Here is a 24,998-nt window from a genome sequence, read left to right on the forward strand (position 1 = left end):
CACGGGCCCGGACGCGCGGCGACCGGCCCCGGACCGAACGAAGGCGGATCAGCCCTGTCGGACGCAGCAGCCCTGGCAGACCTTGGGGCTGGGCAGCGTGAAGGCCAGGCAGCAGGTGCGGCGCTGGACGCTCGGCTCGCCGGTCGGGCCGGGTACCAGCTCGACCAGGTCGGCCAGGTCGAGCGCGCCCAGCAGGGTGTCGATGCTCTCCACCGTCGGGCCGGGCAGCGCGTCCGCGGCGCGCAGGACGCCGTGCGCGATGCCGGAGGCGACCGAGCCGAGCAGCGTCCGGGTGCCGACCCGCACCTCTGCCTGGATCGCCGTGATCAGCGGGGCCAGGTGGGCGTCGAGCAGGGATGCCCGCAGCTCGGCGAGCAACTCCGCCTCACCCGCGACGACGCGTACCTCCGGCAGGCCGGACAGCGCCAGCGGGTCGCTCGGCAGCACCGCCACGGTGGTGCCGCGGCGCAGGCCCAGTGTGATCAGCGGCCGGTGGTCCTCGAAGTGGATCAGCACGTCGGACGGGTGGAGCAGCGGAACCCGGCGGGCCGAGGCCCAGCCGAGCACGACCGGCAGCGCCGTCCAGTAGCTGTACGACTTCCAGGCCAGCGCGGCGCAGGCGTGCGGGGTGCCGCCCCAGCGGACGCTCGCCGCGCGCAGCAGCTCCGGCAGGCGGCTGCCGTCGATCAGGGTGCTGGCGGGTGCCCAGCCGAACTCGTCGTCGACCAGCAGGCCCCGGGCCAGCCCGGGCAGGTCGTCGGTGCCGAACATGGTCCGCAGGGCGGTGGTGACCGGGGCGAGCGGCGTGGCGGTCACGTCCTGCCTCGGCAGCACCGCAGTCACCTGAGCCGTCCCCCGTCTGAGTGGCCGAGGAACGTGCCCCCGGGCGGACGACCAGGTGCCGTCCTGAGCTAAGGCTAGCCTAACCATGCTCGCCGGGATACGCGAGCGTCTGTAATTCGAGCGACACCCGGACACCTGGTGAGGCCCCGGACCGCGTACCGCGATCCGGGGCCTCGTAAACGCGACTCAGTCGTTCAAGCCGCAGTCCTTGCCCGGCGTGGGCGTGCACGGCAGTTTCCGGTAGTCGGCCGGTGGCGACACGGTCACCTTCGCCAGGTTGTCCTGGGTGCGGGGCAGCCACTCGTAGTCGCTGGTCGTGGTGCCGGTGAACAGCTTGTTGACCACCCGGACCGGCCGGTACGACTGCGCGTCGACCCAGATCTGCATGGACTCCTCGGCGGTCTTCGCCGCGTCCAGGGCGCTGTCCGGGCCGCCCAGCCACTGGAGGTGCACGGTCTGCGTGCCGTTCAGCTGTTCCTTCCCGACGAGCGTCACCTTTCCGCTGTCGACCGCACGCTTGAGGTCCTTCGGGTTGAGCGACGGCGGGAGGTGTTGGACCTGACCGGTGTCGGTGGGCTTGAGCGAGGCGACCTGGTAGGTCCACCACTTCTTCTTGTCGTGGTTCAGCTCGACGGCGGTGGAGCCGTCCAGCGCAAGGGTGTACGAGCGGACGTCGCCGTAGAAGAGCGTGTTGTCCTGCCGTTCGCGCTTGGTGGTGCGGTCGGCCCAGAGCTCGATCAGGCTCGCCTGCTTGCCGTCCCGACCCTGGTGCCTGGCGGTCTCGTGCTGGACGTACCCGGGGAGTCCGCTCAGGGCGGTGGCCGTCTGCTCGGCGACGTAGCCGACGGTGAGCATCTCCGGCGCCGTCTCCGGGGCGCCCCCGCCGGGGGCGAACGCCAGCGAGGCGCCCACGGCCACGGCGGCGAGCACCGGCGTGGCGGCGGCGAAGCCCAGCGCCCGGGTACGGCGGCGGTTCTTACGATGCAGGGTCTCGGTGAGATCCGATGGCGCGGTCATGGTGTGCGTCTCCTCGTGGAGCCGGTCGCCCAGCAGGCGGCCCAGCTGTTCGTCGTCGAAAGCGGTCATCGCAGGGTCCTTGCCTCTTCTGTTTCGTGAAGGTCGCCGAGTAGTTCGCGCAGCCGCGCCAGCGCGCGGGAGGTGTACGACTTGACCGTTCCGATCGAGCAGCCGATCAGCTCCGCCGTCTGCTCGATGGTGAGGTCCTCGAAGTACCGGAGCACGATCACCTGTCGCTGCCGCACCGGAAGTTGGGCAAGTGCGGCGGCGACCGTCTGCCGTTCCCCGACGCCGTCGAATCCGGGATCCGCGGACCGGAAGGCGTCGGGGTTGTCCGGCAGCGCGGTCTCGCGAGGGCGTCGCAGCAGGTCCCTGATCCGGTCCCGGGACAGGTTGACCATGACCTGCCGGACGTACGGTTCAGGCGCCTCGCGGGCCTTCGACCAGCGACGCATCGTGCGCAGCAGGGCCGTCTGCAACAGATCCTCGGCATGACCCCGGTCCCCGGTGAGGAGGTACGCGAGCCGCAGGAGCGCCGCCGACCGCTGCTCGACGAAGCTGTCGAAACTCGGATCAACTCTCACAGGGATAAGGACTCCGACCCTCCGGCTGGGGTTGCCATCACTCGGCCGTCGTCACAGGGCGCGAGACGTGAGCTGTCAAGCAGTGTGTCGGGAACATGGCAGATGAGTGTGCGCTCGGCCACGGAACGTGAAACTGATACTCCCGGCCGCGAGGAAGCCGATGACGACCTCACCCCTCGAACGGGCTGCCGAGTCCTTTGCGGCCGAGCTTGCCCGTCAGCGCGCCGGGCGGGGCCTCTCCAAGAAGCAACTGGCCGTGCTGATGGGTTTCGACCCGTCCTACGTGAGCCACGTCGAAGGGCGCCGACATCGCCCGACCGAGGACTTCGCCCGCCGCGCCGAGGCCGTCCTGGAGGCCAGCGGCGCGATCTGGCAGCGTTTCCGGGAGTACGACGACCTCCGGCACGCCCGTTCCGGCCAGCCGCAGCGCGAACCCCCGCTGTCCGGTCAGTGGCTGCCCCCGGGCACCGGCCTCGTGGTGGAACGGGAACTGGCCACCCTCACCCACACCGACGACGGCTACCGGTGCGTCATCCACCGCGAGCTCTACAACGCCGGTACCGAGCCGGTCACCCGCTACCTCGTCCGCGTCGCGGTGGACCGCTACCCGAACGACCCCGGTCGCTCCAACCGGCACCACCGGGAACACCCGCTCACCTTCGCCGAGCTGCAACTCCAGGCTCGGCGCGACGACGGCGCCGGCGACCCGGAGCCGATGCACTGGCGGGCGAAACACGACCGGGACGCGTTCAAGGAGATCTGGCTGCTCTTCGAGAACGGTGATCGGCGCTTCCCGCTCTACCCGGGCGACCGGACCAGCATCGAGTACTCGTACAGCGTCGGGCCCGAGAAGTGGGGCCCCTGGTTCCAGCGGGCCGTCCGGCTGCCCACCCGGCACCTCGCCGTACGCCTGGACCTGCCGGCGGCGCTCGACCCGCAGGTCTGGGGCGTGGAGACCTCGCTCTCGGCGGAGGAGGGCCCGCTGCGGACGGCCCCGCAGCGGCGCGACGAGGGGGACCGGGCGATCTTCGACTGGCAGACCGACGAACCACCGCTGAACGCCCGGTACCGGATGCAGTGGCGCTTCCGGGCCCGACCGGACATCGAACCGGATCTCGGTCCCGGCAGCGCCCGGGTCCGGCCCAGCGACCGGATGCGCGGCATCGGCATCGTGCAGCGCGGCGACGACCTCCTGCGCCAGCCGGTCCGGCAGTTCGACCTGCCCGGCGAGGAGCAGGTCGCCCGCGACATCGTGGACCGCCTCACCATGGTGCTGTCCCGACTCGACGAGCTGCATCCGTTCAGCAAGGGGGTGGGCATCGCCGCCCCGCAGCTCGGCATCGGCCGGGCCGCCGCCGTGGTCCGACCCCCCGACCGCTCGGCGGAACCGCTCGTCCTGCTCAACCCCCGGGTGGTCGACGCCGACCCGGAGACCGACGAGCAGTACGAGGGGTGCCTCTCCTTCTTCGACCACCGGGGTCTGGTGCCCCGGCCGCTGCGACTCGACGTCGAACACGCCCAGTGGGACGGCAGCCGGATCATCACGTCGTTCGAGTTCGGCATGGCCCGGCTCGTCGCACACGAGATCGACCATCTACAGGGCCGGCTCTACGTGGACCGGATGGCGCCCGGCGTACCGCTGGTGCCGGTCGAGGAGTACCGGGAGACCGGGCGGCCCTGGCGCTACTGACACAAGGAGGGACCGGGGCGCGCGCCCCAGGGGGCAGGGGCACGCGCCCCGGTGTGGGGGGAGGAACGTCTAGAGATCGCCGAACGTGTCGTAGCGGATGTTCGGCGGTGGCACCTCGTCGGCGGCCAGCACCCGCAGCGTCGACCGGACCATCTGCGCCGACCCGGAGACGTAACAGTCGTGGGTCGTCCATGGGCCGTACCGGGCCACCACGTCCGCAATGTCGCCCAGTTCGCCGTCGAAGTCGGGGTCGTCGCTGCACGCCGCGGTGACCGACAACCACGGGTGTGCGGCCACCAGATCCTGCAACCCGGCCAACCAGTACAGGTCCGTCGCCTGCCGGGCGCCGTAGAAGACGTGCACCCAGCGCGTCCGGTTGTAGCTGGCCAACTCCTCCACCAGCGCCTTGATCGGCGCGAGCCCGACGCCGCCGGCCACGCAGAGGATGTCCCGCTCGGAGGAGCGGTCCAGGGTCATCGACCCCATCGGCGCCGCCAGGCGCAGCAGTTGACCGGGCTGCACCCGGCGGACCAGCGCCCCGGACACCCACCCCGCGCCGGGGCTCCGGACGTGGAACTCCAGCACGTTGTCGTTGTTCGGGGCGTTCGCCACCGAGTAGTTCCGCCACACCCTCGGATGGAAGCGGGGCAGCTCCAGGCTGACGTACTGACCCGCCCGCCAGGGCAGCGGATGTTGCAGGGCCCGGCAGGTCAGTACGGCGATGTCGGGACCGTGGCGCTCGTGGGTCAGCACCTCGGCGTGCCAGAACGGCGGGTTGTCGTCGTCGGCCGCCCCGGCCACCATCTTCGCGGCGATCGCCGCGTACGCGTCCCGCCACGCCTGGTCGTACTCGAGGTTCCAGCCGTCGCCGGCGGTGCTGCGCAGCGCGTCGAGCAGCGCGACGCCCATCGTGGCGTAGTGCCGGTCGTCGACGTGGTACTTGCGGTGGTCGCGACCCAGCGCGCGCAGGAACTCGTCGAAGCTCTCCGGGTCGCCCACCGTGTGGATCGCCGTGATGATCGCCTCCAGCAGGCGGTCACCCTGACCGGCCATCTGCACCGGGAAGAGCTGGCGCAGGGCGGGGTCGAGCAGGAACAGCCGAGCGTAGAAGTGCCCGCTCAGCCGCTCCCGGTCCTCCTCGACCAGGGTCCAGCTCTCCTTCAGCAACCGTGCGACGTTGTCCACCGGTGCTCCTTCTCCAGACGGCAGCGGATCGGGCAGCCATAGAATCTCCACGGAGCGTGCACATTGGTCGCACAGAATGTGCGATCGGTTCATGCCGGCCGGTCGGCCCTGCCCGCCGGCCGGTCCGTCGGGCAGAGTGGTGCGGTGACCGTTGAGTTGACCCGCCCGGTGTCCCGCCGGCTGCTGGGGACCGAAACGTTGCTGGTCCTCGGCCTGTCCCTCGGCCAGTCCGCCGTCTACGCGGTGGTCTCGATCATCGCGAAGCTGACCGCCGAGGGTCCGCTCTCCAAGCAGACCGCCGCACTGAACACCTCCGCGTCGGCCCGTCCCTGGCTGGACCTGACCTACCAGCTCCTCGGCATCGTCTTCGCGCTGCTTCCGGTGCTGCTCGCCGTACACCTGCTCAGCCGGGACCCCGGCGACCCGGCGCGGACCCTCGGCCTGGACGCGCGGCGGCCCGGCCAGGACCTGGCCCGGGGGGCCGGCCTGGCCGCGCTGATCGGCCTGCCCGGCCTGGCCCTGTTCTGGGTGGCGGCGCAGCTCGGCCTGAACGCCACGCTGGTGCCGGCGGCGCTACCCAAGCTCTGGTGGACCATCCCGGTGCTGATCCTCGCCGCCGTGCAGAACGCCGTGCTGGAGGAGGTGATCGTGGTCGGCTACCTGGTCACCCGGCTGCGGCAGCTCCAGTGGCGGCTCGCCGCGGTCATCGCGGCCAGCGCGCTGCTGCGCGGCAGCTACCACCTCTACCAGGGCTTCGGCGCGTTCGTCGGCAACGCGATCATGGGCGTCGTGTTCAGCCTCTTCTACCTGCGTACCCGCCGGGTGCTGCCGCTGATCATCGCGCACACCCTGCTCGACGTGGTGGCCTTCGTCGGCTACGCCGCGCTGCCCCGGCAGTGGTTCGACTGGTTGTGACGCGGCCGGTAGGCGGCCACCGCCCGGGCCGCCAGCCGATCGGCCGCCGCCGCGTCGCCCAACGTGGCGGCCACCACCGCAGCCCCCGGCACCAGCCGGGACGCCAGCCGTAACGCCACCCATCCGCCGGCCTGCGCGGTGAGCGGCGCGGCGAGCCGCCAGGCGGCCTCCGCCGCCCTCGGCCACGTCCCCTCCACCGGATCGCCGGCCTCCCGCGCGCCGACCAGGGCGGCCCGTGCGCTCGCCGCGTCCGGATGCACCTGCGTCAGCACCAGCAGCTCCTCGACCCGGTCGGGATGCGCCGGGTCCCGGCCGTACGCCGCCGCGAGGTGCAGCACCAGGTTCGACTGGCTCCACAGCACCGACACCAGCTCCGCCAGCGGCGCGAAGAGTCCGGCGAGCGCCGCCGCGGCCCCTCCCGCGCCCGCCGCCCGCACGTACCGCCGGGTCGCCAGCCGGGCCAGACCGTCCGCCGGGGCGTCCGGGTACCGGTCCCGCAGCCGTCGCGCCCACCCGGCGGCACCCGGTCCGAGCGTCCGCACCGCCTCCATGGCCAGGAACTCCGGCGCGAAGCCGGGGTGGTCGCGCAGGCGGGCGACCACCGCCGGGAATTCGGGGGTACGCGTCGAAGCCTGCTCGGGGTTGCTCGGTGCAAGCGCCGCCGCGGCTGGCTCTGGGGTGATCGCGGAAGTCGCTTCCGGGGTGGCGGCCGGTGCGCTCGCAGGGGCCGCGCCGGCTCGGCGCGGGGTGGCCTTGGCCCGGGTGACCTTCTCCGGATCGGCCTTGCGCGAGGCTGCCTTGCGCGCGGGCGTCGCGCGGGTGGCTGCGGCGCGTTTGCGGGGCGGCGTGATCTCGGCCGGCTCGGCTGTGACCGGCGTCGCATCCGGCGGTGTGGCCTGCACTGGCGGTGTGGCCTGCGTCGGCGGTGCGGCCTGCGTCGGCGGTGGTATCGGCGGCGCGACGGCTGCCGTGCCGGTCTTGCGTGGTCGGGGAGTCCGCGCCTTCGGTGGCTGGACCGTCGGTTCTCCCGCCGCGCCGGTGGCCGCCGGCTCCGTGGCAGGCTGGGCAGCCTCCGGATCCGGTGGCTGGAAGAGCACCGGCGCCGCCTTCGCCCGGCGCGGACGCGGGCTCGCCGGTGCCGCAGGGGCGGCCTCGGCAGACTGCTCGGTCGCCTGCGGCGGTGTGAACGTGGCCCGCGCCGAGCGTCGACGCGGGCGCTCAGCAGGCTCTTGGCGGGTCGGTTCGCTGGGCGGCTGCTCCTGCATATCGATGGAGCCTAGTCCCGATCACGCCACCGCACAGGGGTGAAATGCCGGGGCGGGCCGCCCCGGTCGGCGTACCCCGGAAGTCGCTTTGCCCCCGGTGGGTGCCGACCTGTATCCTCGGGCGCGGTGGTCTGCGGGCCACCAGGGAGACTTCGCCTAGTCTGGTCTATGGCGCCGCACTGCTAATGCGGTTGGGGTCTTAAAGCCCCTCCCGGGTTCGAATCCCGGAGTCTCCGCGCGAAAGCCGGGTGTGTACACTGGCTGAGCACGAGCGCCCGTAGCTCAATGGATAGAGCATCTGACTACGGATCAGAAGGTTAGGGGTTCGAGTCCCTTCGGGCGCACTTCACGATCAAGGCCGTGACCAGCGGAAACGCGGGTCACGGCCTTGATTGCTTCTGCATGGCGGGCAGAGGCTCAAGCCGCACAACAGAGCCCTCCACACTTCCATGGGATTGACGCCGGCTCCCGCTGGGGCACCAGAAGCTGTTCCAAATCGACAAGGGCCAGGTCGGCCTGAACCACTGCCGGGTCCGCGGCTTACCGGCTGGCACCGGTTCGTCACCCTGGCCGTGCTCGTCCTGGCCGTCCTGACCATCCTCATCGCTCACCGGCCCGACGCCGACCCGGAGATCATCGCGTTGACCGTCGTCGAGATTCGCCGACTCCTCGACGCCGCCGTCCTCGCCGTGACGCACATCCGGAGGGCAGGGCTCACCCTGCACTGGGTCGATCTCGTGACGATCATTCAGGCCCGCGCCCGAAGAGCCCACTTCAAGCACGGACAGACCAAGTGACGGTGGAGTGTCAGGCGATGATGTCGTGCTTTCCTGATCGCGTGCGCGATGGCGGGCAGGCGCCTCGGATCAGGCGAACAATGCGATCGCGGATAGAATGAGGCCGAGTGCACCCATCACCATTCCGGCGGTGCGGTACTCGGTGGTTCTTGCGGGGTCGAATTTCACCATGCCGAACTGGCCGACCAGGCGTGCCATACCGATCGGGCGCCATGCCAGAAGGGCGCCGGCCACCAGGGAGAACAATCCAACGACAAGGACGACCGTCATCTCCGAAGGGTAACGCGGATCCTGACGCGGCGCTGCCCACCGAAGTGCGGGTCGGCAGTCAGCGGCGCCGTCGGCGGTACCGCGTGATCACCGTGGCCAGCATCGTTGCCAAGGCCGCCACTGCGGCCACACCCAGCACGATCGTCGCTCCGGCAAGTCCCATGGGTCGATCCTACGTCGCACTCCGCTTGTTCGCGCGGCAGGCCGAATGTGCCGGCGTCTCGTTCGGAATGCGGGTCCGGTCCGTCCTGTCAAGAATTGGTTGACAAGGGGGTCAGAGGCGTCCGACAACGTAAATTTGACTACGGTCGAGCGGGTGCCGAGTAATTCACAAAAGGGTGTTGTCCGCTGCCGCTGGTCCAGGGTGCCGCCGTTTCCGACGCTGCCGGAGGGCCACTGCTGCCGTTGCAGCCCCGACTCGCTGACATGCACAGGGGGCCGCAGAGCCGATGCCCTCGCTACCATCCCCGGTGGAGATCGCCGCAGACCGGCCGCCTTCAACAGGTCGCGGCCCAGGAGCGGAGCTTGTCGGGGTTGAGTACGGCCCAGATGTGGCTGATGCGGTCGTCGCTGACGTCGAACGCCATCACCGACACGGTGACGCCGTCCCGCCGAGCCACCAGACCGGGCTGACCGTTGACCGTGCACTCCTGAAGCGTCACGCCGGCCGCCGCCGTGGGTCGGTCGACGAAGAAGCGGGCAACCTGTCCGGCCCCCGTTATCGGGTGGAGTGCGGCGGTGACCAGCCCTCCGCCGTCGCCGGTCGCCGTGGCGTCGGATGCCAGCAGCCCGATGAGCGCGTCAATGTCCTTGGCCTCCCACGCCCGCTTGAAGGCCCGGACGAGGTCCGCTCGTCGGGTCGACGGGCCCGCGTCAGGCCGCGGGGCGTGGAGGCGCCGCCGGGCCGACGCGGCGAGGTGGCGGCAGGCCCCAGGGGTACGGCCGACGATCACCGCCACGTCGGCGAAGGGGTAGCCGAAGATGTCGTGCAGGATGAACGCGACCCGTTCGGCCGGGGTCATCGCGTCGAGCACGACGAGGAAGGCCATGCTGACCGACTCGTCGAGGGTGACGCGGTCGGCGGGGTCCGCGTCGCCGCTCGACCGGCCGCTGATCCATTCGGCCCGGTCGGGCAGCGGTTCCGGGATCCATTCGCCGACGTAACGCTCCCGCCTTACCCGCGCCGAGCGGAGCAGGTCCAGGCAGATGCGGCTGGCAACCGTCGTCAGCCAGCCACCGGGTGCGTCGATGTCCTCCTGCTGGCGGGGGGACATGGCGTACCAGCGGGCGTAGGTTTCCTGTACGACGTCCTCCGCGTCGGCCAGCGAGCCCAGCAGCCGGTACGCCAGGTTGGTGAGCTGACGCCGCTCGCTGATGATCGCGCTCAGCCTGGCGTCGGACCGGCCGTCTACCGGCTCGGACGGGTGGGCCATGGGTTCACCGATTCCTTCGGACGATCTGGCTCACCTCTTACGACGAGAGATCGCCGCGAATTGTGCGGTCGTAGGTCGCCGCACATCTTGTCGGGCTGTCTCGTCGTACCGCTGAGAACCGCAGAGGGAGGAGATTGACCATGGAACCCGTACGCATCGCGATCGTCTACTACAGCGCCACCGGCACCATCCACGCGTTGGCACGAGCCGCCGCCGAAGGGGCCGAGAAGGCCGGCGGCACCGTGCGACTGCGCAAGGTCCACGAAACCGCGCCGGCGACGGCGATCAGCGCCAGACCGGAGTGGGAGCGGCACCTGACGGACACCGCGGACGTCGCCGAGGCCAGCCACGACGATCTGGAGTGGGCCGACGCGGTGCTCTTCGGCACCCCCACCCGCTTCGGCAACCCGGCCAGCCAGCTCCGTGCGTTCATCGACACCACCGGCCCGCTGTGGTTCCGGGGCCAGCTCGCCGACAAGGTGTACTCGGCCTTCACCTCGTCCAACACTGCCCACGGCGGCCAGGAATCGACTCTGTTGGCGCTGACGAACACCTTCTGCCACTGGGGCGGCATCATCGTGCCTCCCGGCTACACCGACCCCGTTCAGTTCCAGGCCGGCAATCCCTACGGCACCTCCCACGTGGCCGGCGACGGCCCACCCGGCGAGGTGAGCCTCCAAGCGGCCCGCCACCAGGCCCGCCGGGTCGTCGACATCACCGCGCGCCTCAAGGCGGGCGCTGCCGCCTGAATTACCCACGACGACGTACGTGCCGGTGCTTTGGAGCAGAACGCCGCAGCTCGTCTGTACAAGAGGTTCAGAAAGAATAAAGAACTGGCCGGTAGGTTCGTGGCGTATTTTCTGCCGGCTGTTTCTTGTTGGAGATGACGTGAAAAAGCGCAAAGCTCTCACGGCCGCGTTCGCTACCGCCGCGGCCGTCGTGGCCTCGGTGACGGTCGCCCCGACGGCCGCGCAGGCGGTGTACCGGTGCGCCGAGAAGTATGTGGAGGTTTGCTTCTACGAGAACTTCGGCTGGACCGGTTCGACCATGGCGTTCCGGACCGTCGATGCCGGTGCCAGCTTCGCCGATTTCCGCTGGTACCAGTACACCAACGGAAAAAACCTAAACGATTCAGCGTCCTCCGTGTGGAATGGCAGCAATCACACGATCGGTGTCTTCGAGCACGGCTTCGCCGCCGGCAGTGGCGGCGGCAGGATCACGTTCGTCCCCGCGCACAGTGGAGTGGATTTCCGGGGTGGCGGAGACGAGATCCCGAACGACTCCGCGTCCGCGTTCGTAGTGTTCTACGACTGAGCCTTGTCGTGACCACCTGCGGATCCCGTCGCCAAGGAATGAGGTGACCACCGCCAGCCAGTAGCGGATGTAGACCTCGTCTCGCAGCGACCCCCTCGCAACCGCTCTCCCTGCACCCGAGCCCGCCGACGGCAAGGATCCTCAGTTCCGCTCCGACTCCGTTTATCTGCCCCTAGCGTGGAGAACAGGCCACTTCGGGTGCCGAGCGACGGAGGGGTCATGACAGCCACCGCGAACGAGGGCCGAGTTGGCCTCCGCCTTCCCGGAATCGTGCTCGGGGTGGGGCTCGGCGGCTTCGCCGACGGGATCTTCCTGCACCAGATCTTCCAGTGGCACCACATGCTCACCAGCACCAACTCCGATCGCATCGGAGTGCGGTACTACAACCCGCACACGGTCTCCGGCCTGGAGATGAACACCCTCTGGGACGGCATCTTCCACGTCGTGTGCTGGCTGGCGGTGCTGCTGGGCCTGGCCGTCCTGTACTCGCGGGTCACCCACGACCGCCGCAGGGTGTGGGGTTCCCGCGTGCTGTGGGGCTGGATCATCGCGGGTTGGGGGTTGTTCAACCTCGTCGAGGGCGTGGTGGACCACCAGATCCTCGGCATCCACCATGTGCGCGGTGGACCCCACCAGCTCTGGTGGGACATCGGGTTCCTCGTCTTCGGCGCACTGTTGCTGGTGGGCGGATGGTTGATCCAGCGCGGTGGCACGGTCGCCGACTCCGGCCGTGCGGTCTGATGGATCCGCACCTGCATCACGAGGGTGCCGCGCTGAGGGTCGGTCTGGCCGAGACGGTGGTGCCCGTCGTCGTTCTGCTCGCCAGCGCCTGCGGCTACCTCCACCTGGCCGGGCGGGCACGGCGCCGGAACCCGGTGCGGGGTTGGAACCGGTGGCGGACGGCCAGTTTCGTCCTCGGGCTGCTCCTGCTGACCGTGGCGCTCCTACCGCCTTTGGCGCCCCTCGCCCACACCGACTTCCGCGGCCACATGGCCCAACACCTGCTCGTCGGCATGTACGCCCCGCTCGCGCTGGTCCTCGCCGCCCCGGTCACGCTGCTGCTGCGGGCGCTGCCCGCGCCGCGCGCCCGCCGACTGACCGTGCTGTTGCACACCGCTCCGGCCCGGGTGCTGACCCACCCGACGGTGGCCTTCCTGCTGTCCACCGCCAGTCTCGCGGTGCTCTACTTCACCCCGCTCTACCAGCTCGCCACCGGCAACACCGCCGGTCACTGGCTGCTGCACGCCCACTTCCTGCTCTCCGGCTGCCTGTTCGCCTACGTCATCGCCGGTCCCGACCCCGCGCCCCGGCGTCCCGGGGTCCGCACCCGGCTGGTCTACCTCGGTCTCGCGATCGCGACCCACGCGGTCATCTCGCAGCTGATGTACGGCGGTCTCTGGGTCGACATCCATGCCCCGATCCCGCAGGTGCAGGGCGGGGCGCAGCTCATGTACTACGGCGGGGACATCGCCGAACTGCTTCTCGCCGCCGCCCTCGTGGCGACCTGGCGACCCGAGCGCCGCGAACGGTCCGGTGACACCGCCCCGCTCGTCACCACGCCGGCATCGACCTAGCCTCCCGGATCCCTAGGTGAAGCTCAGAGCGTCGGTCCGGGCGCGTTTGAGTTCGGAGAACGCCGGACAGCCGGCGAGCAGGCGGGCGCCGTCGAAGACGCGGAGGGCGTCTTCTCCGCGTGGGATCGAGGAGAGTACGGGGCCGAAGAAGGCCACGCCGTCGACCACGATCGTCGGGGTGCCGAGGTCCTCACCCACGAGTTGCTGCGCGCGGGCGGTGCTCGCCCGCATCTGCTCGTCGACGTCGCTTCCACGAGCGACCTCGGCCAGGTCGGCGGGAAGGCCCACCTCGTCCAGAGCCGCCGGGATGACGGTGTCGAAGTCCTTGTCGCCTTCGTCGTGGATCCGCCGACCGAGCGCCGGGTACAGACGCGCGAGGGCGGCGGATCCGTGTCGGGTAACGGCCGCCGTGCACACCCGCGCCGGGCCCCAGGCCCGATCGTTGAACTCGCGGTACCAGGGCTCCAGGTCGCGGTGCTCGTTGACGACGGCGAGGCTCATCACCTCGAACCGCAGGGCGATGGATCGCATGCGGGCGACCTCCATGAGCCACCGCGAGGTGATCCAGGCGAACGGGCAGGACGGGTCGACGTAGGCGGTGACCTCGGGGGTGGGCGCCTGAGAGGATTTATCTTCCACGGAAGATAATATATCTTCCACGGAAGCTATAGTGCAAGCGTGACTGAGGACCGGGTTGCCGACATCGTGGACCAGTGGCGTCGTGAACGACCCGACCTGGATCCCACCCCGCTGTTGATCATTGGCCGGATCCAGTACCTGGCCGAGGTGCTCGACGCGGCCCTGCGGCCGCCGTTCGCCGCCGCGGGTCTCGGTAACGGCGAGTTCGACATGCTCGCCGCGCTGCGCCGGGAGGGCGAGCCGTACGCGCTCACGGCGGGTCAGTTGAGCGAACGGATGCTCGTGACCACTGGTGCGGTGACCAAGCGGGTGGACAGGTTGGTCGCACGAGGTCTCGTGTCGCGCTCGGTCTCCGACGCCGACGCGCGCGGCAGGGTGGTGGGCCTGACCCCGGCCGGGGTGGCATTGACCGACCAGCTCATCGGGGAGCACCTGGCGAACGAGGCGGCGATCCTCCGAGGTCTGACGGACAGCGACCGCGGTGCGCTCGAGCGCCTGCTGGCGACGTTGACGCGGACGGTGGAGTCGTGAGCACGGCACGTCGGCAGCGTCGTCGCGGCGACATCCGGACCCGTGCGGGCAGTGACGCCTAAGGAGCGGCGTTCGTTCGTACCGGCCCTGGCGAGCCGCCGGAAATGGTATCAATCTCGGAAAGGCGAAGAATCCGGGCAAGGTCGGGCGGCGACATGTCGACAGGCGCAGCGGCGCTGCTTCGCAAGTCGGAGCGGCCGCAGCGGCCGAGCCTTCTGGAGCTCTTCTTCGACCTGGTGTTCGTCTTCGCGCTCAACCGGGTCTCCCACCGGCTCGTTCAGGACCTGACCGAGCGGGGAATGGTCCTCGCCGAGGTCGGCGAGACGCTCCTGTTGCTGATGGCCTTCATGTCACTGTGGTTCGTCACGGCGTGGGTCACCGACCTGTACGACTCGGAGCGGCCACAGGTCCAGTTCGTGGTCTACACGGCCATGCTCGGCGCCCTGATGATGGCGGTCACGGTGCCACAGGCGTTCGGCGTCGGGGGTGTGGTCTTCGCCGGCTCCTACGTGGCGGTGCACATCATCCGTGGCCTCGTCATCGTTCCGGCGTTGCGCGGTCTCAAGGCCCAGAGTCGGGCGGCGGGGGTGCTCCTGTGGTTCTCGATGTCCGCCGTGCCGTGGATCGTCGGGGCGCTCCTGCCGGAGGCGGCGCGGGCGGTGCTGTGGGCGCTCGCGCTCGTCATCGACGGCACGGCGCTGCTGCTCTTCTATCCGGCGCCGTGGAACATCTCCAGCCGACCCGGGTGGCCCGTGTCGGCGGAGTACCTGTCCGAGCGGTACCGGCAGTTCTTCATCATCGCGCTCGGTGAGTTGATCCTGACCACCGGATCGGCCTACAGCGACATGTCGTTCCAGGAGGGCGGCGCAGCCGCGGCGTTCGCCGTCTCGTTCGCCACGACCGTGCTGATGTTCCGCGTGTACCTCTTCAAGGCGGGCCAGTTGCTGCCCGGGGCGCTCACCGCCGCCCGTAACCCGGCGCACCTCATCCGGGAGGCGTTCATCGCCCACATGCTCATGATCGTCGGCACCGTCGCCATCGCCGTCGGCTACGAAATCGTGATCACCCATCCGTTCGGGCCCACCGACGCGTCCTGGATCGTCGCGATCCTCGGCGGGCCGGTGCTGTTCCTGGCCGGACGTTCCCTGGTCGAACACGCGGTGTTCGCGCGGGTGTCCCGCTCCCGGATGATCGGTGCTCTCCTGCTGGTCGCCGTCTCGCCCGCGATGGTCCACGTCCCGCCGCTGGTGGTGGCCGGCACCGCTGTCGTCGTCCTGGCCGGCATCGCCATCTCGGACGCGATCCGCGCCATGGGCAAACCCCCCGAACAGCCGTCCCCACCCGGCTCCGGACGGTGACGAGCGGGTCCACGTGCCCCGACCTGCCGAGCGGTCGACGACGGCCAGCAACGGTCGGGCCGGGCCACCTGGCCCGGCCCGGCCGTTTCACGACCGGCGGACGGTCACGGGCTGGTGCAGGTTGGCGACGGGTTGGTCGGCGTACCGGAGCCGAGGAAGCCGAACGTCGTCGTGCCGCCCGGAGCGAGCGAGCCGTTGTAGACGGCGTTGCGGACGGTCGCGGTCGAGCCGCTGGTGCTCAGCGTGCCGTTCCAGACCTGGCTGATGCTCTGCCCGTTGCCGAGGGTCCAACGGACGGTCCACCCGTTGACGGCGGCGGTGCCGGCGGTCACGGTGACCTCACCCTGGAAGCCTCCCGACCACGAGTTCACGGTGTGGTAGGTCGCCGTACAGGCGGCGCCGGACGGCGGCGGCGTGGTCGGTGGCGGCGTGGTGGGCGGTGGCTCGGTGGGCGGCGGCGTGGTCGGTGGCGGCGTCGTCGGCGGTGGTGTGGTGGGCGTACCAGTGGTGGGCGGTGGCGTGGGTTCGCCCGGTGGCACCAGGGGGCAGGTGTTGCTGTACCGCGAGACGCCCCGGCTGTCCGCCAGCGGGCAGAGGAACTGGGTGTAGCGCGTGTCGTTGTCGAGGAACGTCTTCAGCCAGGGGATCAGCAGGCGCATCTCGGTCGGGTTCGACCTGGTGAAGGAGAGGTGGTCGTTGCCGGCCAACTCGGCCCAGGCGTGTTCCACGCTCGCCGGCAGGCTGTTGTAGATGCCCTGGACGTACGAGGGCGTGACCGTCCCGTCGTTCTGCCCCGACAGGAGCATGGTGGGCACCTGGGTGCTGGACATGTTCAGGTTGTTCCCGGGGGTGCCCGGCGCGAGGCCGACCGCCGTCTTCAGGGTGGGCCGCCGCAACGAGGCGAGCAGGGTGCCGGCCCCGCCGGCCGAGTGACCCATGACGCCCAGCCGGTTCGGGTCGACCCGGTTGCGGACCGGGCTGGTACGGGTGAGGTAGTCCAGCGCGGCGAGCAGTTGGGTGGCCCGGGCGTCGGCGCCGTCGGTACGACTGTTGGTCTCGATGCCGATCACCACGAACCCGAAGGACGCCAGCCAGGGACCCATCCAGGCTTCCTCGTTGGCGAACAGGGCCGAGTAGCCGGGGACGATCGCGACCGCGCCCCAGGTACCCAGGCTGGTGTCGGTGGGGTAGTAGACGTATCCGCCGTTGAAGCCGTTTCCGGCCGGCACGGTCGCCTGCGTCGTGGCGAACGGGCCTCGGGTGGCGGCCACGCTGGCCAGGGTGGGGTCCGGACCCCGCTGGTACGGGCTGTCGGCGACCGCCGCGTCCCGGGTCGTCGTGGCCAGGGCCAGGCCGAGGACCACCGCGACCCCGGCCGTCAGCCATCTGGCGGTGCCGGGTCGCTTCATCGCCGGCTCCACTGCTGGTTGGTCTGGCCGGTGCAGGTCCAGAGGACGAGCTTGGTGCCGTTACCGGTGCCCTGGTTGTAGGGGTCCAGGCAGAGGCCGGACTGCACACCGGTGATGGTGCCGTTGGCGTTGACGTTCCACTGCTGGTTCGTGCCGCCGTGGCAGTCGTAGATGGTGACCTGGGTGCCCGGCGAGGTGCCGTAGCCGGCGGCGTCGAGGCACTTGTTGCCGTACACCGTCAGGGTCTTGGTGGAGGTGTAGGTCCACTGCTGGTTCGTGCGGCCGTGGCAGTCCCACAACTGCACCTGGGTGCCGTTCGTGGTGGACGAGCCGGGGACGTCGACGCAGCGGCCGGACAGCGCGCCTACGAGTGTGGTGGTGGTCTGGTCGCCGCCGCTGCTCGGGTTGCCGATGCTGCCCGGGACCGACTGCAACGCGCTGTACCAGCGGGCGGCCATCTTGTCGTATCCGCCGGCGGTGGGGTGGACGCCGTCGATCAGGTCGGAGGTGCTGAGCGCGCTGTACATGTCGACCAGATGCACCCGCTTGCCGGCGTTGACCTTGCTCTGCACGATGCCGGGGATCGCCGCGTTGAAGGTGCGGGCGGCGGCGTTCTGGCCGCTGTTGGAGATCGGAATGATCTGCGCCACGAACACCTCGGCGGTGGGCGCGGTGTTGGTGATCTTGTCGATCAGCGTGGAGAGCCGGTTCGGCGCGGTGCTCACGTTGTAGTTCTGCAGGATGTCGTTGGTGCCGATGTGCAGCAGGACGGTCGCCGGCCGTTGGGTGTTCAGCCAGTTGACGATGTTCGCGTCGATCTGGTCGATGCGCCAGCCGGGATGCCCCTGGTGGTCGTGGTCGCCCAGGCTGGCCGGCCCGTTGAACTGCGATCCGACGAAGTCCACCGTGTACCGGCCGCCGGCGAGGCGCTGCCACAGCCCGATGCGGTACCCGCCGGGCACCTGCGTGCCCTCGGTGATGGAGTCACCGAGTGGCATCACCCGTACCCCACCGTTGGACTCTGCGCTGGCGGGACCGGCAGGTGCCACCACCCCGGCGATCACGACACCGAGCGCGGCGAGCGTCGCGAGCCATCGTGCCCTCGTACTCATGGATCTCTCCCTTGGGTTGGTCGAGTTGGCCGAGGGCGTTGGCCGATCGGTAGGGCCGCGCGGGCAGCCGGCAACCTGGAGGGCCGGCGGACCGAGCAGCCGCCGGCTGCCGGGCGTGGCCCGGCTCGCGCCGATCGTCGGATCGGCACGGCGTTGCTGCCTCAGCACTGGGACGAGTGTGAGCGTTAACAGAGATGAGTGTAGATTCATCGGCCGAGTTGGTCTACCTCGCCGGCACCGCGTCCTAGCTCGCCAGCGCGCGGGCGCGCAGCCGCCAGGTGTCGGTGAGCGTGATGCCGACCAAGCCGGCTGCCGTGACGACCGTGACGAGAACGGGGACGAGCATCGCCAACGCGGGCGTCAACGCGATCAGCAGCGCCAGCCAGGCCAGCCGCGATTTCGGCAGTTGTCCCAGGAGTACGTACTCGGAGTTCATCCGTCCGATCACGAACAGGACCGGTCCGCCGACGATGAGGAGCACCCAGCTCGCCGGGGTGGTCCGCACCGGCTCGTGGAGCACGAGGTCCACCCCGCCGGAGGTGGCGATGACCCCGGTCACCACGCAGGCGTAGACGTACGGCGCCAGGTACACCGATGCCCGTGGACGCCAGTGGGCCGACCGGTCGACGAGCTTGTTGCTCTGCAGCACGTAGATCTGCCAGAACAGCAGCGCGGTGAGGATCGCGGCGGCGAACGCGACGGCGCGGGCCGGGGTGTACCCGGCGCTGCCGAACGTCAGCGTGGTCATCAACGCCAGCTCACCGAGCGCCAGGATGGCGATCTGCTGGTAGCGCTCGCCGAAGTGGACGCTCAACTGGCTGTACTGCTCCAGCGGTATCCGACCGCGCAGCGGCGTCGGGTAGCGCAACGCCGCCGCCAGGTAGTCGATCGCGAGCGCGCCGACCCAGAGGCCGGTACGCCAGCCCGGCGAGGCGAACCCGCCGGCGATCCACAGGACCCCGGACACGACGAACCAGAAGAGGAAGCGTTCCTCCCGCGCGTGCGCCCGGCGGGGACGCAGCGCCACGATCAGCATGACCCCCCGGGTAAGGTGCAGGCCGACGTACGCGACGGCGAAGAGGAGGCCCCGCCCGTCGTACGCGCCCGGTATCGCGACCGCGATCAGGGACACCCCGACCATCGTGCCGACGACCACACCCTGGACCGCCCGGAGCTGCGGATCGTAGAACTCCGTGGTGTTCACCGTCACTGACCAGGTCCACCAGGCGGCCAACAGCAGGACGAGTCGCTGCCCGAGCCCACCCCAGGTGGGATCGGCGGCCAACTGCATCGACAGTTGCGCGAACACGGCCACGTAGAAGACGTCGAAGAACAACTCCAGCAGGGTGGCCCGCGCCGACGAGGTGGGCTTGCGTCGTGGCCCGGTCGGATCCGCCCTGGTCATGAACTCCCCGCTCCCGCCGGCTCGTCCGCGATCGCCTCCCCCCGGAGCCGCGACGACGCCTGAAATCGAGGGCCGGTGGCGTGCGGCACACGGCTACCAACGAGTGAGCCGGGGGAGAGATACCTGGCAGGATCAGGGCGCGCGAGTTCGACAGGGCCAGCGCTTCGTACCGAGAGAGGACTCATGCTCCCCAGGACCGCCGAGTCGCACCCGCCGTCTCCCGTCGTCGAGCTGTGCGACGTGACCTTCCGGCGGGACGGCAAGCAGATCCTGCACGGCATCGACCTCACCGTGCGCGAGGGTGAGCACTGGGCGCTGCTCGGTCCGAACGGCGCGGGCAAGAGCACGCTGCTGGGCTTCTGTGGCGCCCTCACCCATCCGACCTCGGGGACCGTACGGATCCTCGGTCGACAACTCGGCCGCGTCGACCTGCAACAGCTTCGCCGGGCGATCGGTCACGTGAACCCCCGTCATCCGCTGCGGTCGCCCCTGACGATCCGTGAGGTCGTGCTGACCGGGCTCGCCGGGTCGATCGACCTGCCGCCGCGCTGGCAGCCGACCCGGGACGACAGTGACCGGGCCGATTCCCTGTTGGGCATGTTCGGGCTGGCCGACCGGGCCGACGAGCGCTGGCCCACCCTGTCGCAGGGCGAGCGGGGTCGGACCCTGATCGTCCGGGCACTCATCAGTCAGCCGCGACTGCTGTTGCTGGACGAGCCCTCGACCGGTCTCGACGTCGCGGCCCGCGAACAGTTGCTCGAGACCATCGACCTGCTCCGCGAGACTCATCCCCGCCTCGCCTCGATCATGGTCACCCATCACCTCGAGGAACTTCCGGCCACGACCAGCCACGCGATGCTGATCAGCGGCGGCAGCGTGGTCGCCGCCGGCCCGGCCGACGAGACGGTCACCACCGCGCAGGTCTCGGCGGCCTTCGCGCACCCCATCGAGGTACGCCACGAGGACGGGCGTTGGGCGGCCCGCGCCGGGTCCGTCCGCCGAGTGGCGGTCGGCTGAACCCCGGATTCGGGTACGCCTTCGGGGTGAACGGTGGATCAGATATGGCGGGATTTTGATCGCCGTACGGAATTCGATCGTAAGGATTCGTGGGGCGGATTCGCCCACCCGAATCGGAGGAATCCCATGCACAAGACGGCTCGATCCCGTTTCCGAGGGCTCCTGGTCATCGGTGTGGCCGGTGTCCTCGCGGCGGCCGGCGCGGTGACCCAGCAGGCGTCCGCCGCCGAGGCTCCCGCCCCGGCCGCCGTGGGCGCCGACGCCCGCCGGGTCGACATCCCGCGTATCGCCCCGGCGATCAGGCCGCCGGCGGGTGCCCGGCCGGTGGGCGCGTACGTCGTCACCCAGGGCACGCAGACCTACACCTGCTCAGGTGGCGTGTTCAGCGGAGCCTCCGTGCCGGAGGCCCAGCTCGTCGGAACCGGCGGCAGGATCCACCACTTCAAGGGACCGAGCTGGCAGTCGCTGCGCGACAACTCCCTGATCACCGCCAAGAAGACGGCGGAGAGCCCGCGACCAGGAACGATCCCGGAGCTGCTGCTCACCGTGGACAGTCACAGCGGCACCGGCATTCTCGGCAACGTGGCGTACATCAGTCGGCTGCTGACCTCGGGCGGTGCCGCCCCGGCGGGCGCCTGCACGGACGGCGCCACGGCGTCGGTGCCGTACGGCGCGGTCTACGTCTTCTGGGCGGCGAGGCGGTAGCCCGCGACGGAGGTCATCGGTGGCGGCGGCGGTGGACGATCAGCGCTCCGGCGCAGAGCGCCGCCACCAGGCCGAACGCCGAGCCGATCCACGGGTTGCCGACGACCGTCGTCAGTGCGGCGTTGGTCGCCGCGCTGACGAGCAGCAGCAGCCACAGCAGCGGACGGAGCAGCCCGCCGGGTCGTTCCGGCGCGGGGGCCGGGGCCTCGCTGAGGGGGTACGGGTTGGTCATCGCGCTCTCCTTCGATGATGTTCGGCGACGCCATCGACGCTAGGTCGGCGGCGTGGCGGCAACGATCCCCCCAGCTCGACAACCACAGGTACAGCAGGCTGTACTTTCCGCCGCGGACGCTGCCGCGTGTGCCCAGCGTGACCTATGTTGGCGCGATGGCATACCTGCGCGGCCGGTTCCGCGCCTCGGTCGACGCCCTCGAACACCTCGTCGGTGGGCTCGGCACCGCGCTGCTCGCGTTGGGCGCGTTGCTCTGGGCGATGGTCGTGGCCCTGATCTGCCTGACCGGGCTGGGGCAGCGGCTGGTGCCGGGCGTCCTGCGGATGCTGCGCTCGGTGGCCGATCGGGAGCGGGCCCGGCTGTCCCGCTGGGGCACGCCGATCCCCCCGCCGGGTCCGGTGCAGGAGGGACTGCGGGAGGCGGCGCGCGATCCGTTCGTCCGGCGGGAAGTCGGCTGGGTCACGCTGCACTCGGTCATCGGACTGCTGGCGGGGCTGGTCGGTCTGGCCCTGCCGCTCAACGCCCTCCAGGAAATGACCTTTCCGCTGTGGTACCGGCTGGTCGCACCCGAGGACGGCGCTCCGGGGTTCGTCTGGTGGCGTATCGACGGGTTGTCCGAGGCGCTCCTCGTGGGCCTGCTCGGGGTGGTCTCGCTGGTCGCCGCGATCGGGTTCGGTCCGGCGCTGGCCCGGGTCCAGGCCTGGCCGGGTCGGTTGCTGCTGCCTCCGCCACCGGGGATCGACCTGTCGCTGCGGGTGGCCACGCTGACCGCCACCCGGGCCGCCGCGCTCGACGCCCACGCGCTCGAACTGCGCCGCATCGAGCGGTCGCTGCACGACGGCACGCAGAATCGGCTGGTCGCCGTCAACGTGCTGCTGGGGGCGGCGCGCCGGGCCGTGCGGCGTGACCCCGACCGCGCCGACGAGATCCTCGGGCAGGCGCAGGACGCGGCGGAACAGGCCCTCGGCGAACTCCGTACGGTGGTGCGGGGCATCCTGCCGCCCGTGCTGGACGACCGGGGGCTGGCCGGCGCGCTGGCGGGCCTGGCCGGCAGTTGCCCGGTGCCCTGCCGGCTCACTGTCGACGTGGCCGTCCGGTGCGCGGCGTCGGTCGAGGCCACCGCGTACTTCGTGGTGGCCGAGGCGCTGACCAACGTCGTCCGGCACAGCGGCGCGAGCCGGGTGGACGTCGCCGTCCGTCGGGAGCAGGGCCTGCTCCTGGTGACCGTCGAGGACGACGGGCGCGGCGACGCGGACGAGGCACACGGCTCCGGGCTCACCGGCATCCGCCGGCGGGTCGAGGCGTACGACGGGCGGATGACACTGACCAGCCCATCGGGAGGACCGACGAGGATGCACGTGGAGCTGCCATGCGGATCGTGATCGCGGAGGACGACCCGCTGCTGCGCGAGGGGTTGGCGCTGCTGCTGCGGGCGGAGGAGTTGGACGTGGTCGCCACGGCGGGCACGCCGGGCGAGTTCCTGGTCGCCGTCGACGAGCACGCGCCGGACGTGGCGATCGTCGACGTCCGGATGCCGCCGACCCACACCGACGAGGGCATCGTGGCCGCGGTGGAGGCCCGGCGGCGTCGCCCCGGCCTCGCGGTGCTGGTCCTGTCCGCGTACGTGGAGCAGGCGTTCGCCACCGAGCTGTTCTCGGTGGGCGCGGCCGGGCTCGGTTATCTGTTGAAGGAACGGGTGGGCCGGGTCGAGGAGTTCCTCACCGCGCTGCGCCGCGTCGCGGACGGCGGCAGCGTGATCGACCCCGAGGTGGTTGCCCAGTTGCTCGCCCGCAACCGCCGCACGGACACGGCGCTGGACGAGTTGTCGCCGCGCGAGCGCGAGGTGCTGGGGCTGATGGCCGAAGGGCTCGGCAACACGGCGATCGCCGAGCGGCTGTTCGTCACCGACGGCGCGGTGCACAAGCACATCCGCAGCATCTTCGCCAAACTCCAGCTACCGCCGGACGACCGCGCCGACCGTCGGGTCACCGCGGTGCTGCGTTACCTGGACGGCGGGCAGCGCCAGCGCTGAACCGCCTGCCCGGTCCCCCGTCGACGAGGGCACCGGGCAGGCGGCGGCGCGCTCAGAGGGAGATTCGGTCGAACTTCTCCCAGGTGCTGATCGACGTCCGGTTGGCGATCAGCGGCTTGGTGCCCTTGCTCTCGGCCACCACGTACCTGCCGTTGGCCGCGGCGCGCAGGCTGATCGTGCCGTCGGAGTTGTTGACGATGGTGAACTTCTCCCAGGTGCTGACCTTGGTCCGGTTGGCGATCAGCGGCTTGGTGCCCTTGCTCTCCGCCGTCACGTACCGGCCGTTGGAGCGGGAGCGGAGCGCGACGTAGCCACCGCCGGCGTTGATCACGTCGTACTGCTCCCACCGGGCGACAGCGGTGCGGTTGGCGATCAGCGGCTTGGCGCCGGCACTCTCGGCCACCACGTAGCGCTTGTTCGCCCGCGCGCGCAGGGCGACGGGCGGTGCGGCCACCGGTGCGCCGGTGAGCTTGGTCAGCGCCGCGTAGGTGCCGTTGAAGACGTTCTGGCTGTAGTTCCCGGGCTGGCTCGGGTTGCCGGCGGCGTACTGCCAGATGGTCTCCGTGGTCCAACCCGCCGGCAGCGGCGGGCGAGCGGTGGTGTAGCCGGCGATGTCCAACGGGTTGGCGCCGAACGAGGCGTTCTTGTCGGTGCAGGGGTTCCAGTAGTTGGTGTTCGTGTAGATCATCACGGGCCGGCCGATCCGGGCCTTCACCTGGTCGGTGAAGGATTTGATCCAACTCGACATCTCGGTCGGGGTCAGCCCGTAACAGGTGGGCGCACCGGACCAGTACGGCCATTCGATGTCGACCATCGGCACCAGGGTCTGGCCGTCCTTGGTGAACTTGGCGCTGTCCACGAAGAAGTTGGCCTCGTTGATCGGGTCGCGTTTGTCGGGCCGGGCGAAATGGTAGGCGCCGACGAGAAGTCCGGCGTCCTTGGCCGCCGCGTAGTCCTCGGCGAAATACGGATTGAGGTACGTCCTACCTTCCGTCGCCTTGACGTAGGCGAACTTGACGCCGCCGGCCGCGACCGCGGGCCAGTTGATCGGGCCGAGGTTGTGGTCGTGGCTGGAGACGTCGATGCCCCGAACCGTGTAACCCGCCGGGATGGCGGCGCTCGTGGCCATCGCGCTGCTGCGCGCGCCCGGGGCGATGCCGGCGTTCGCCCGGCCACCACCGTCGACGGACGGGTCGGCTGCCTGCGCCGGCTGGGTCACGCCGAGCGCCGCACCCACCGCGAGACCGGCGGACATCAGCGCACAGAGCAATTTTTTAGGCATGGTGAGGTGAGGTTCTCCTTGCTCGCGAGGTCGAATGACCGTCGGCGTGGGCCCGGAGAGTATCGCTTGTCGACGGTGAGTAGCGCTGTCCGGTGAGCCGGAAATCGAGATCATCGGTAGGCACGTCGAACCGTACGGTGGAAGTCAACGCCGCGTCGAGCGTCGATCTGTCGTATCGAGGATTCCTTCGGTTCGTCCTCGCCGTGCGCCTGATTGTCGAGCCCTCCCGCGATGAGGCGGTAGAGCGGGCACAGGTGTAGTCGGACCACGTCCGCCCCGCCGCGTCGGTAGGACGGCCGACGACACAGCGGGCCCGGCAGGTTGCCGGGCCCGCTGTGTGTGGGTGGTGTCAGCGTTGCAGGGTGAGCAGGCCCGGGCGGTAGGGCAGC

The 24,998-nt window shown here is 70.4% G+C and carries 26 protein-coding genes and 2 tRNA genes; 15 read left to right on the top strand and 13 right to left on the bottom strand.

Features of this window, described 5'->3' with window-relative positions; translation table 11 throughout:
* Positions 1-48 precede the first annotated feature (48 nt).
* The 3 genes from AC3EN4_RS17340 to AC3EN4_RS17350 all read right to left on the bottom strand — a co-directional run bounded on the left by AC3EN4_RS17340 (position 49) and on the right by AC3EN4_RS17350 (position 2,444).
* Positions 49-771: an IucA/IucC family C-terminal-domain containing protein gene (locus AC3EN4_RS17340; RefSeq protein ID WP_435206859.1), complete on the bottom strand. Its 723-nt coding sequence runs from the start codon at positions 769-771 to the stop codon at positions 49-51.
* A 258-nt stretch (positions 772-1,029) separates the two neighbouring features.
* Positions 1,030-1,929, bottom strand: coding sequence for a hypothetical protein (locus AC3EN4_RS17345; RefSeq protein WP_435206820.1), 900 nt, complete (start codon positions 1,927-1,929; stop codon positions 1,030-1,032).
* Positions 1,926-2,444: a SigE family RNA polymerase sigma factor gene (locus AC3EN4_RS17350; protein ID WP_435206821.1), complete on the bottom strand. Its 519-nt coding sequence runs from the start codon at positions 2,442-2,444 to the stop codon at positions 1,926-1,928. Before AC3EN4_RS17350 ends, AC3EN4_RS17345 begins: the two co-directional genes overlap by 4 nt.
* Positions 2,445-2,604: 160 nt before the next feature.
* On the opposite strand from AC3EN4_RS17350, the gene AC3EN4_RS17355 reads away from it, so the two are divergent.
* On the top strand, positions 2,605-4,134 hold the full coding sequence (locus AC3EN4_RS17355; protein ID WP_435206822.1) for a peptide deformylase: 1,530 nt from the start codon (positions 2,605-2,607) through the stop codon (positions 4,132-4,134).
* 69 nt (positions 4,135-4,203) lie between these two features.
* Here AC3EN4_RS17355 and AC3EN4_RS17360 read toward each other — a convergent pair whose 3' ends face one another.
* Positions 4,204-5,319, bottom strand: coding sequence for a globin domain-containing protein (locus tag AC3EN4_RS17360; protein ID WP_435206823.1), 1,116 nt, complete (start codon positions 5,317-5,319; stop codon positions 4,204-4,206).
* Between the two features lie 144 nt (positions 5,320-5,463).
* On the opposite strand from AC3EN4_RS17360, the gene AC3EN4_RS17365 reads away from it, so the two are divergent.
* Positions 5,464-6,234 (top strand): CPBP family intramembrane glutamic endopeptidase, encoded by a 771-nt coding sequence (locus AC3EN4_RS17365; protein WP_435206824.1) that lies wholly within the window; start codon positions 5,464-5,466, stop codon positions 6,232-6,234.
* On the opposite strand, the gene AC3EN4_RS17370 is transcribed toward AC3EN4_RS17365, so the two are convergent.
* On the bottom strand, positions 6,195-7,499 hold the full coding sequence (locus AC3EN4_RS17370) for a hypothetical protein (RefSeq protein WP_435206826.1): 1,305 nt from the start codon (positions 7,497-7,499) through the stop codon (positions 6,195-6,197). The genes AC3EN4_RS17365 and AC3EN4_RS17370 overlap by 40 nt on opposite strands.
* A 145-nt stretch (positions 7,500-7,644) precedes the next feature.
* Here AC3EN4_RS17370 and AC3EN4_RS17375 point away from each other — a divergent pair.
* From AC3EN4_RS17375 to AC3EN4_RS17385, 3 genes are all read left to right on the top strand, one after another.
* Positions 7,645-7,735, top strand: a tRNA-Ser gene (locus AC3EN4_RS17375).
* Between the two features lie 35 nt (positions 7,736-7,770).
* Positions 7,771-7,843, top strand: a tRNA-Arg gene (locus tag AC3EN4_RS17380).
* A 228-nt stretch (positions 7,844-8,071) separates the two neighbouring features.
* Complete coding sequence (locus AC3EN4_RS17385) at positions 8,072-8,296, top strand: hypothetical protein (protein WP_435206827.1); 225 nt, start codon at positions 8,072-8,074, stop codon at positions 8,294-8,296.
* 69 nt (positions 8,297-8,365) lie between these two features.
* Here the strand turns inward: AC3EN4_RS17385 and AC3EN4_RS17390 are convergent, their stop codons facing one another.
* Both AC3EN4_RS17390 and sigJ read right to left on the bottom strand, forming a co-directional pair.
* On the bottom strand, positions 8,366-8,566 hold the full coding sequence (locus AC3EN4_RS17390) for a hypothetical protein (protein ID WP_435206829.1): 201 nt from the start codon (positions 8,564-8,566) through the stop codon (positions 8,366-8,368).
* Between the two features lie 497 nt (positions 8,567-9,063).
* Positions 9,064-9,999 (bottom strand): RNA polymerase sigma factor SigJ, encoded by a 936-nt coding sequence (gene sigJ / locus AC3EN4_RS17395; RefSeq protein WP_435206830.1) that lies wholly within the window; start codon positions 9,997-9,999, stop codon positions 9,064-9,066.
* 140 nt (positions 10,000-10,139) lie between these two features.
* On the opposite strand from sigJ, the gene wrbA reads away from it, so the two are divergent.
* The 4 genes from wrbA to AC3EN4_RS17415 all read left to right on the top strand — a co-directional run bounded on the left by wrbA (position 10,140) and on the right by AC3EN4_RS17415 (position 12,887).
* Positions 10,140-10,748, top strand: coding sequence for an NAD(P)H:quinone oxidoreductase (gene wrbA, locus AC3EN4_RS17400; protein WP_435206832.1), 609 nt, complete (start codon positions 10,140-10,142; stop codon positions 10,746-10,748).
* 139 nt (positions 10,749-10,887) lie between these two features.
* Positions 10,888-11,313, top strand: coding sequence for a peptidase inhibitor family I36 protein (locus tag AC3EN4_RS17405; RefSeq protein WP_435206833.1), 426 nt, complete (start codon positions 10,888-10,890; stop codon positions 11,311-11,313).
* A gap of 219 nt (positions 11,314-11,532) precedes the next feature.
* Positions 11,533-12,054 carry a DUF2243 domain-containing protein gene (locus AC3EN4_RS17410; protein ID WP_435206834.1) on the top strand — a complete coding sequence of 174 codons (522 nt, stop codon included), beginning with the start codon at positions 11,533-11,535 and terminating at the stop codon, positions 12,052-12,054.
* Complete coding sequence (locus tag AC3EN4_RS17415; RefSeq protein ID WP_435206836.1) at positions 12,054-12,887, top strand: cytochrome c oxidase assembly protein; 834 nt, start codon at positions 12,054-12,056, stop codon at positions 12,885-12,887. The genes AC3EN4_RS17410 and AC3EN4_RS17415 overlap by 1 nt, the downstream gene beginning before the upstream one ends.
* Positions 12,888-12,899: 12 nt before the next feature.
* Here the strand turns inward: AC3EN4_RS17415 and AC3EN4_RS17420 are convergent, their stop codons facing one another.
* Positions 12,900-13,526 (bottom strand): mycothiol-dependent nitroreductase Rv2466c family protein, encoded by a 627-nt coding sequence (locus tag AC3EN4_RS17420; RefSeq protein ID WP_435206837.1) that lies wholly within the window; start codon positions 13,524-13,526, stop codon positions 12,900-12,902.
* A gap of 39 nt (positions 13,527-13,565) precedes the next feature.
* Between AC3EN4_RS17420 and AC3EN4_RS17425 the strand changes: the two genes are divergently transcribed.
* On the top strand, positions 13,566-14,057 hold the full coding sequence (locus AC3EN4_RS17425) for a MarR family winged helix-turn-helix transcriptional regulator (RefSeq protein WP_435206839.1): 492 nt from the start codon (positions 13,566-13,568) through the stop codon (positions 14,055-14,057).
* 155 nt (positions 14,058-14,212) lie between these two features.
* Positions 14,213-15,415, top strand: a complete 1,203-nt coding sequence (locus AC3EN4_RS17430) for a low temperature requirement protein A (protein WP_435206840.1) — start codon at positions 14,213-14,215, stop codon at positions 15,413-15,415.
* 104 nt (positions 15,416-15,519) lie between these two features.
* Here AC3EN4_RS17430 and AC3EN4_RS17435 read toward each other — a convergent pair whose 3' ends face one another.
* The 3 genes from AC3EN4_RS17435 to AC3EN4_RS17445 form a co-directional block, all read right to left on the bottom strand.
* The gene (locus tag AC3EN4_RS17435) at positions 15,520-16,824 is read right to left on the bottom strand and encodes a poly(ethylene terephthalate) hydrolase family protein (RefSeq protein ID WP_435206841.1); all 1,305 of its coding nucleotides are present in this window, start codon (positions 16,822-16,824) and stop codon (positions 15,520-15,522) included.
* Positions 16,821-17,936 carry a ricin-type beta-trefoil lectin domain protein gene (locus AC3EN4_RS17440; protein WP_435206843.1) on the bottom strand — a complete coding sequence of 372 codons (1,116 nt, stop codon included), beginning with the start codon at positions 17,934-17,936 and terminating at the stop codon, positions 16,821-16,823. Before AC3EN4_RS17440 ends, AC3EN4_RS17435 begins: the two co-directional genes overlap by 4 nt.
* Positions 17,937-18,180: 244 nt before the next feature.
* Entirely contained in the window at positions 18,181-19,341 is a 1,161-nt protein-coding gene (locus tag AC3EN4_RS17445; RefSeq protein WP_435206844.1) for a low temperature requirement protein A, read from the bottom strand.
* Between the two features lie 183 nt (positions 19,342-19,524).
* Here AC3EN4_RS17445 and AC3EN4_RS17450 point away from each other — a divergent pair, with 183 nt between their 5' ends.
* Both AC3EN4_RS17450 and AC3EN4_RS17455 read left to right on the top strand, forming a co-directional pair.
* The gene (locus tag AC3EN4_RS17450; protein WP_435206845.1) at positions 19,525-20,358 is read left to right on the top strand and encodes an ABC transporter ATP-binding protein; all 834 of its coding nucleotides are present in this window, start codon (positions 19,525-19,527) and stop codon (positions 20,356-20,358) included.
* Positions 20,359-20,484: 126 nt separating this feature from the next.
* Positions 20,485-21,063, top strand: coding sequence for a DUF3455 domain-containing protein (locus tag AC3EN4_RS17455; protein ID WP_435206846.1), 579 nt, complete (start codon positions 20,485-20,487; stop codon positions 21,061-21,063).
* A 13-nt stretch (positions 21,064-21,076) separates the two neighbouring features.
* Here AC3EN4_RS17455 and AC3EN4_RS17460 read toward each other — a convergent pair whose 3' ends face one another.
* Complete coding sequence (locus tag AC3EN4_RS17460) at positions 21,077-21,295, bottom strand: hypothetical protein (protein ID WP_435206848.1); 219 nt, start codon at positions 21,293-21,295, stop codon at positions 21,077-21,079.
* Positions 21,296-21,450: 155 nt separating this feature from the next.
* Between AC3EN4_RS17460 and AC3EN4_RS17465 the strand changes: the two genes are divergently transcribed.
* Both AC3EN4_RS17465 and AC3EN4_RS17470 read left to right on the top strand, forming a co-directional pair.
* On the top strand, positions 21,451-22,677 hold the full coding sequence (locus tag AC3EN4_RS17465) for a sensor histidine kinase (RefSeq protein ID WP_435206849.1): 1,227 nt from the start codon (positions 21,451-21,453) through the stop codon (positions 22,675-22,677).
* Positions 22,665-23,327, top strand: coding sequence for a response regulator (locus AC3EN4_RS17470; RefSeq protein WP_422737390.1), 663 nt, complete (start codon positions 22,665-22,667; stop codon positions 23,325-23,327). The genes AC3EN4_RS17465 and AC3EN4_RS17470 overlap by 13 nt, the downstream gene beginning before the upstream one ends.
* A gap of 52 nt (positions 23,328-23,379) precedes the next feature.
* Here AC3EN4_RS17470 and AC3EN4_RS17475 read toward each other — a convergent pair whose 3' ends face one another.
* The gene (locus AC3EN4_RS17475; protein ID WP_435206851.1) at positions 23,380-24,609 is read right to left on the bottom strand and encodes a GH25 family lysozyme; all 1,230 of its coding nucleotides are present in this window, start codon (positions 24,607-24,609) and stop codon (positions 23,380-23,382) included.
* Positions 24,610-24,998: the final 389 nt, after the last annotated feature.

The sequence above is a fragment of the Micromonospora sp. bgisy143 genome (assembly GCF_057708145.1).

Bases quoted from the DNA above. Each gene is read 5' to 3' on its own strand.
- AC3EN4_RS17390 (WP_435206829.1), bottom strand. From the start codon at position 8,566: ATGACGGTCGTCCTTGTCGTTGGATTGTTCTCCCTGGTGGCCGGCGCC.
- AC3EN4_RS17445 (WP_435206844.1), bottom strand. From the start codon at position 19,341: ATGACCAGGGCGGATCCGACCGGGCCACGACGCAAGCCCACCTCGTCG.
- AC3EN4_RS17410 (WP_435206834.1), top strand. From the start codon at position 11,533: ATGACAGCCACCGCGAACGAGGGCCGAGTTGGCCTCCGCCTTCCCGGA.
- AC3EN4_RS17460 (WP_435206848.1), bottom strand. From the start codon at position 21,295: ATGACCAACCCGTACCCCCTCAGCGAGGCCCCGGCCCCCGCGCCGGAA.
- AC3EN4_RS17465 (WP_435206849.1), top strand. From the start codon at position 21,451: ATGGCATACCTGCGCGGCCGGTTCCGCGCCTCGGTCGACGCCCTCGAA.
- AC3EN4_RS17430 (WP_435206840.1), top strand. From the start codon at position 14,213: ATGTCGACAGGCGCAGCGGCGCTGCTTCGCAAGTCGGAGCGGCCGCAG.
- AC3EN4_RS17415 (WP_435206836.1), top strand. From the start codon at position 12,054: ATGGATCCGCACCTGCATCACGAGGGTGCCGCGCTGAGGGTCGGTCTG.
- AC3EN4_RS17475 (WP_435206851.1), bottom strand. From the start codon at position 24,609: ATGCCTAAAAAATTGCTCTGTGCGCTGATGTCCGCCGGTCTCGCGGTG.
- AC3EN4_RS17455 (WP_435206846.1), top strand. From the start codon at position 20,485: ATGCACAAGACGGCTCGATCCCGTTTCCGAGGGCTCCTGGTCATCGGT.
- AC3EN4_RS17435 (WP_435206841.1), bottom strand. From the start codon at position 16,824: ATGAAGCGACCCGGCACCGCCAGATGGCTGACGGCCGGGGTCGCGGTG.
- AC3EN4_RS17340 (WP_435206859.1), bottom strand. From the start codon at position 771: ATGTTCGGCACCGACGACCTGCCCGGGCTGGCCCGGGGCCTGCTGGTC.
- sigJ (WP_435206830.1), bottom strand. From the start codon at position 9,999: ATGGCCCACCCGTCCGAGCCGGTAGACGGCCGGTCCGACGCCAGGCTG.
- AC3EN4_RS17470 (WP_422737390.1), top strand. From the start codon at position 22,665: ATGCGGATCGTGATCGCGGAGGACGACCCGCTGCTGCGCGAGGGGTTG.
- AC3EN4_RS17450 (WP_435206845.1), top strand. From the start codon at position 19,525: ATGCTCCCCAGGACCGCCGAGTCGCACCCGCCGTCTCCCGTCGTCGAG.
- AC3EN4_RS17355 (WP_435206822.1), top strand. From the start codon at position 2,605: ATGACGACCTCACCCCTCGAACGGGCTGCCGAGTCCTTTGCGGCCGAG.
- AC3EN4_RS17440 (WP_435206843.1), bottom strand. From the start codon at position 17,936: ATGAGTACGAGGGCACGATGGCTCGCGACGCTCGCCGCGCTCGGTGTC.
- AC3EN4_RS17370 (WP_435206826.1), bottom strand. From the start codon at position 7,499: ATGCAGGAGCAGCCGCCCAGCGAACCGACCCGCCAAGAGCCTGCTGAG.
- wrbA (WP_435206832.1), top strand. From the start codon at position 10,140: ATGGAACCCGTACGCATCGCGATCGTCTACTACAGCGCCACCGGCACC.
- AC3EN4_RS17345 (WP_435206820.1), bottom strand. From the start codon at position 1,929: ATGACCGCTTTCGACGACGAACAGCTGGGCCGCCTGCTGGGCGACCGG.